5 protein-coding genes and 1 tRNA gene are annotated in these 5,310 nt (G+C 48.9%); 2 read left to right on the top strand and 4 right to left on the bottom strand.

The genetic code is table 11. The features are described from left to right. The first annotated feature begins 39 nt into the window (after positions 1-39). Positions 40-819 carry a peroxide stress protein YaaA gene (gene yaaA, locus Q1M25_RS07860; RefSeq protein ID WP_300483682.1) on the top strand — a complete coding sequence of 260 codons (780 nt, stop codon included), beginning with the start codon at positions 40-42 and terminating at the stop codon, positions 817-819. Positions 820-898: 79 nt separating this feature from the next. After that, a tRNA-Ser gene (locus Q1M25_RS07865) sits at positions 899-989 on the top strand. Positions 990-1,229: 240 nt separating this feature from the next. Here the strand turns inward: Q1M25_RS07865 and Q1M25_RS07870 are convergent. The 4 genes from Q1M25_RS07870 to Q1M25_RS07885 all read right to left on the bottom strand — a co-directional run. Beyond that, entirely contained in the window at positions 1,230-2,834 is a 1,605-nt protein-coding gene (locus tag Q1M25_RS07870; RefSeq protein ID WP_300483677.1) for an ABC transporter ATP-binding protein, read from the bottom strand. A 24-nt stretch (positions 2,835-2,858) separates the two neighbouring features. Then, a complete protein-coding gene (oppC, locus tag Q1M25_RS07875) occupies positions 2,859-3,767 on the bottom strand; it encodes an oligopeptide ABC transporter permease OppC (RefSeq protein WP_003683112.1) in 909 nt (302 codons plus the stop codon). Positions 3,768-3,839: 72 nt separating this feature from the next. Continuing rightward, a complete protein-coding gene (gene oppB, locus Q1M25_RS07880; RefSeq protein WP_036490316.1) occupies positions 3,840-4,760 on the bottom strand; it encodes an oligopeptide ABC transporter permease OppB in 921 nt (306 codons plus the stop codon). Positions 4,761-4,993: 233 nt separating this feature from the next. Further along, positions 4,994-5,310 (bottom strand): M24 family metallopeptidase C-terminal domain-containing protein (locus Q1M25_RS07885; protein WP_300483680.1); only part of this gene is annotated, 317 nt, incomplete at its 5' end.

The following is a 5,310-nucleotide window of genomic DNA, read 5'->3' on the forward strand; positions in this document are numbered from 1 at the left end:
ACAATCCCACACATTATTCATTTCAAAGCCGAAATTATTATGTTTTTTGTCTTATCCCCAGCCAAAAACCTCAACGAAAAAGACCCCTCCCCCGTCAGCAGCTTTACCCTGCCCGACCTTCTGCCTGAAGCAGAAATCCTAATGCAGGAGTTGCGCCAGCTTGCCCCTCAACAAATCGCCGAGCTGATGCATGTTTCCGACAAAATCGCCCTGCTCAACGCCGAACGCAATGCCGTATGGCACACGCCATTTACGCCTGAAAACGCCAAACAGGCCGTATTTATGTTCAACGGCGACGTCTATGAAGGCATCGCCGCCAATACGCTCAAACCGGAACAAATCGACTACCTGCAACAACACGTCCGCCTGCTCTCCGGCTTATACGGCGTACTGCGCCCGCTCGACTTGATGCAGCCCTACCGCTTGGAAATGGGCACAGCCTTTGCCAACTCGCGCGGCAAAAACCTCTACGAATTTTGGGGCGATAAAATCACCGACCTGCTCAACCAAACACTGGAGCAGGCCGACAGCAATGTCTTAATCAACCTCGCCTCACAAGAATATTTCAAATCCGTCAACACCAAAAAACTAAACGCACGCCTGATTACGCCGATTTTTAAAGACGAGAAAAACGGCAAATACAAAATCATCAGCTTCTACGCCAAACGTGCGCGCGGTTTGATGGTGCGCTACGCGGCAGAACACGGCATTACCGATCCTGAAATGCTCAAAAATTTCGACTACGAAGGCTATTCATTCAATGAAGCAGCTTCAAACGAAGCCGAATGGGTATTCATGCGTGAAGAACAATCTAAATAAAAACAGAATCCTAGATATTTTTTCTAAAATACCTCTTGGCAAAGGCCGTAAGTTCCATTAATATTACGGCTTCAAGAATGGAAGCGTGGCAGAGCGGTTTAATGCAACGGTCTTGAAAACCGTCGAGGGTTGATAGCCCTCCGTGAGTTCGAATCTCACCGCTTCCGCCATTCTTGATAAGGATATAAAGGCTTGATTGATTCAAGTCTTTTTTATTTTTTTCCTTTTGAAATTTAAGTTTATGTTGACAAGTCAACATTATCGATAAACAAAAGGCCGTCTGAAACTTCCCTATCCGGTTTCAGACGGCCTTTTAAACTTTATACCTATCCAAGTACCCCTTCCCTGTTTATAACCAAATACAAAACCAAAGGCCGTCTGAAAACTACTTCAGACGGCCTTTGCTTTTTCTACAAATCAAATGCGGCGTTAATCAAACGTTTGGTGTAATCGTTTTGCGGATGGTGGAAAATCTGATCCGCGCTGCCGTACTCAACCATTTCGCCCTGCTTCATCACAATCACGTTGTCGCTGACGGCGCGCACGACAGACAAATCATGACTGATGAACATATAAGTCAGACCGTATTTCTTCTGCAAATCGCGCAAAAGTTCGACCACTTTGGATTGCACGGAGCGGTCAAGTGCAGAGGTCGGCTCGTCCAAAAGAATGAATTTCGGGCGCAGGATAACGGCGCGTGCAATAGCGATACGCTGACGCTGGCCGCCGGAAAATTCGTGCGGATAACGGTTGAGCGCATCAAGCGGCAGGGATACTTCCTTCATGACTTCCAAAACGCGCTGGATACGTTCTTTTTTGGTCATTTCAGGATGATGAACCGTCAAACCTTCGCCAATAATTTCGCCAACGGTCAAACGCGGAGAAAGCGAACCGAACGGGTCTTGGAACACAATTTGCCGTTGCGATTTCAGACGGCGTGCTTCTTCGGCGGTATAGTTTTTCAGGTCTTTGCCTTCAAAGGAGATATGCCCTGTATAAGGCAGCATCTGCATGACGGCTTTGCCCAGCGTGGATTTGCCGGAACCGGACTCGCCGACAACGCCCAATGTTTCGCCTTCTTTAATTTTGAGGCTGATACCTTTGACGGCATCAAAAGTTTTGAGCGGCTTGCCGAAAAAGTTTTGCTTCAATACGAAAGAAACATTGACATTATCGGCATCGATTAACACACCGGCGTTGTTTTCTTCCGGCTCTTTCATGCCTTTGGGAATGGCATTGATGAGTTCGGCGGTATATTCGTGCTTCGGATGGGCAAATACTTCTTTGATTTTGCCGCGCTCAACAATTTCGCCGTTACGCATGACGCAGACGGTTTTGGAATAGTGTTCCGCCAAACCCAAATCGTGGGTAATGAAGATAATCGCCATGCCCATTTGCTGTTGCAAATCATGGAGCAAATCGAGAATCTCGGCTTGAATGGTCACATCCAAAGCGGTGGTCGGCTCATCGGCAATCAGCAGGTCAGGTTCATTAATAAGCGCCATAGCAATCATAATACGTTGCAGCTGACCGCCGGAAAACTCGTGCGGATATTGTTTCATGCGGCGCTCGGCTTCTTTGATGCCCACACGTTCCAGCAATGCCAATGCTTTTTGTCCTGCTTCTTTTTTGCCGAGCTTTTTATTGTGCACACGCGCCGCTTCAATCAGCTGCGCACCGATACGCATAAACGGATTAAGCGAAGTCATCGGCTCTTGAAAAATCACGCTGATGCGGTTGCCGCGCAAATCACGCAGGGTTTTCTCATCGGCATCCAAAATGGAAATGCCGTCAAAAGTAATGCGCGAATCTTTGCTGTATCGGGCAAATTTCTCAGGCAACAGGCGCATAACGGACATAGAGGTTACAGACTTGCCTGAGCCGGACTCGCCGACCAAAGCCAATGTTTCGCCTTCTGCCACTTTAAAGCTGACATTACGCACGGCATGAACGGTTTTTTCATGCAATTCAAAATTGATGTCCAGATTTTCTACAACCAGTAACTGTTTTGTCATTTTGATTATCCTTTTGGTTGTGGTTTAGCGGTCTTTCGGGTCAAGCGCATCGCGCAGGCCGTCGCCGATAAAGTTGAAACAGAACAAAGTGGTTACCAAGAAGAAACTCGGCACGAGCAGCTGCCAAGGTGCGGCTTCCATAGAAATCGCGCCTTCTTGCAACATCGAACCCCAACTGGTCATCGGCTCTTGTACACCCAAGCCCAAGAAGCTCAAGAAGGATTCAAACATAATCATGCCCGGTACCAGCAAAGACGCATACACCATCACCACGCCCAAAACATTCGGAATAATGTGGCGCGTTACGATTTTACGTTTTGCCACGCCGCTCACACGCGCCGCTTCGACAAACTCTTTATGCTTCAAGCTCAAGGTTTGACCGCGCACGATACGCGCCACGTCCAGCCAAGACACCAAACCTACGGCAGCAAAAATCAAAAGCAGATTGCGGCCAAAGAACGTGGTCAGCAGAATGACAAAAAACATAAACGGAAACGCGTTCAAAATTTCCAAAAAGCGCATCATCAGCGAATCGAGCTTACCGCCGATAAAGCCGGCAATCGCGCCATAAAGCGTACCGATGACAACCGCCACCAATGCGCCGGCCACACCAACCAGCAAGGAAATACGTCCGCCGGTTGCCGCACGCGACAGCAAATCGCGGCCAAGCAAGTCCGTACCCAGATAGTGATGGGTAGAAAAGGACGGCGGAATCTGCATATTGTCCCAGTCGGTAAAGTCGTAGGTGTAGCGGACAATCCATGGCGCCACAATCACAAAAATGCTGATCAGCAACAGGATGATAATGCTGTACACTGCCGCTTTGTTCTGTTTAAAACGCCGCCATGCGTCGCTCCACAGGCTTTTGCCGTGCACTTGGGCGTATTCTGCTGCCTCTGCAAGGGCCTGAGTCTGCTTCTTTTTGAATAACATAATGTTCTCTCTCGCTTTTTATTCTTTCTTCAGGCCGTCTGAACGTTTCAGACGGCCTTTGCGCAAATGGGATTAATAACGGATTTTCGGGTCAATAATGGCATACAGAATATCGAGGATGGCATTGAACAAAATAGTCATAATGCCTACCAAAATTGTCAAACCCAAAATCATGCCGTAGTCACGGTTAAGCGCGCCGTTGACAAACAATTGTCCGACACCGGGAATACCGAACACGTTTTCAATCACAATGGAGCCGGTGATGATGCCGACGAATGCCGGGCCTAAGAAAGAAACAATCGGCAGCATAGCTGGGCGCAGCGCATGGCGCAGGATGATGCGGCTCATGGGCAGGCCTTTGGCGCGTGCCGTGCGGATAAAGGGGCTGTTCAATACTTCAATCATCGCGCCACGCGTAATCCGCGCGATACTGGATACATAACCGATGGACAAAGTAACGACGGGCAAAATCAAGTTCATCAGTGCGCCATCGTTCCAACCGCCCGCAGGCAGCCATTGCAGTCTGACGGCAAACACCAGCACCAATACCGGCGCCATCACAAAACTGGGAACGACGATACCGGTCATCGCGCCGCTCATCAGCGCATAATCCAGCCAGCTGTTTTGTTTTAAGGCGGCGATAATGCCGATAAACATGCCGAAGATAGCGGCAATCAAAAAGGCGTAGAAGCCAAGTTCTGCCGATACCGGCAGGGATTGGGCAAGCAACTCATTAACGCTGAAATCTTTATATTTGAACGACGGCCCCAAATCCCCCTGTGCCAACTGCTTGAGGTAGTGGAAATATTGGAGGTACATCGGATCATTGAGGTGGTATTTGGCTTCAATGTTGGCCATGACCGCAGGCGGCAGATTGCGTTCGCCTGTGAACGGGCTGCCCGGTGCGAGCCGCATCAGGAAAAACGATACGGTAATCAACACCAGCATGGTCGGGATGGAAGCACATATCCGTTTGATGATGAATTTCAACATAATCAGGCTGTCCTGTCTGAACATACCGGACTCGTGAAAACAAAGCTGACCTGAAGCGGAAATCGGATGAATGGCAGCAGGCATCTGTAACGTCGCCGCGCCGGTTTCGCTCTATATTCCGACCGGGTTATTGTTTTTATTCGGAGTCGGGTAAGGTTTTTTTAGTTTTTAGATAATTGTTGTTATAAGGCCGTCTGAAACTTTGTATCCGCCGTTTCAGACGGCCTTTCACGTTAACGCACCAAAGGTTCGGTGCGTTCAATCAGCCATGCTTTGGCCGCGCCTTCTGTCAAAGGCTCAAGACGGCGGCGCACTTCGGCGTGATATTGGTTCAGCCATTCGATTTCGCTACCGGTCATCAGTTTGGTATCAATCAGGCGCGTATCAATTGGGCAAAGAGTAACAGTTTCAAAATACAGGAATTTGCCGAACTCGGTTTCCTCAGGGTTTTCAACCGGACGGTTGATTACCAGACTTTCAATACGGATACCCCATTTGCCCGGACGGTAAAGACCCGGCTCGTTGGAAGTCAGCATGCCTGACTTCATCG

It is taken from the genome of uncultured Neisseria sp., assembly GCF_951230505.1.
Classification (GTDB): Bacteria; Pseudomonadota; Gammaproteobacteria; order Burkholderiales; family Neisseriaceae; genus Neisseria.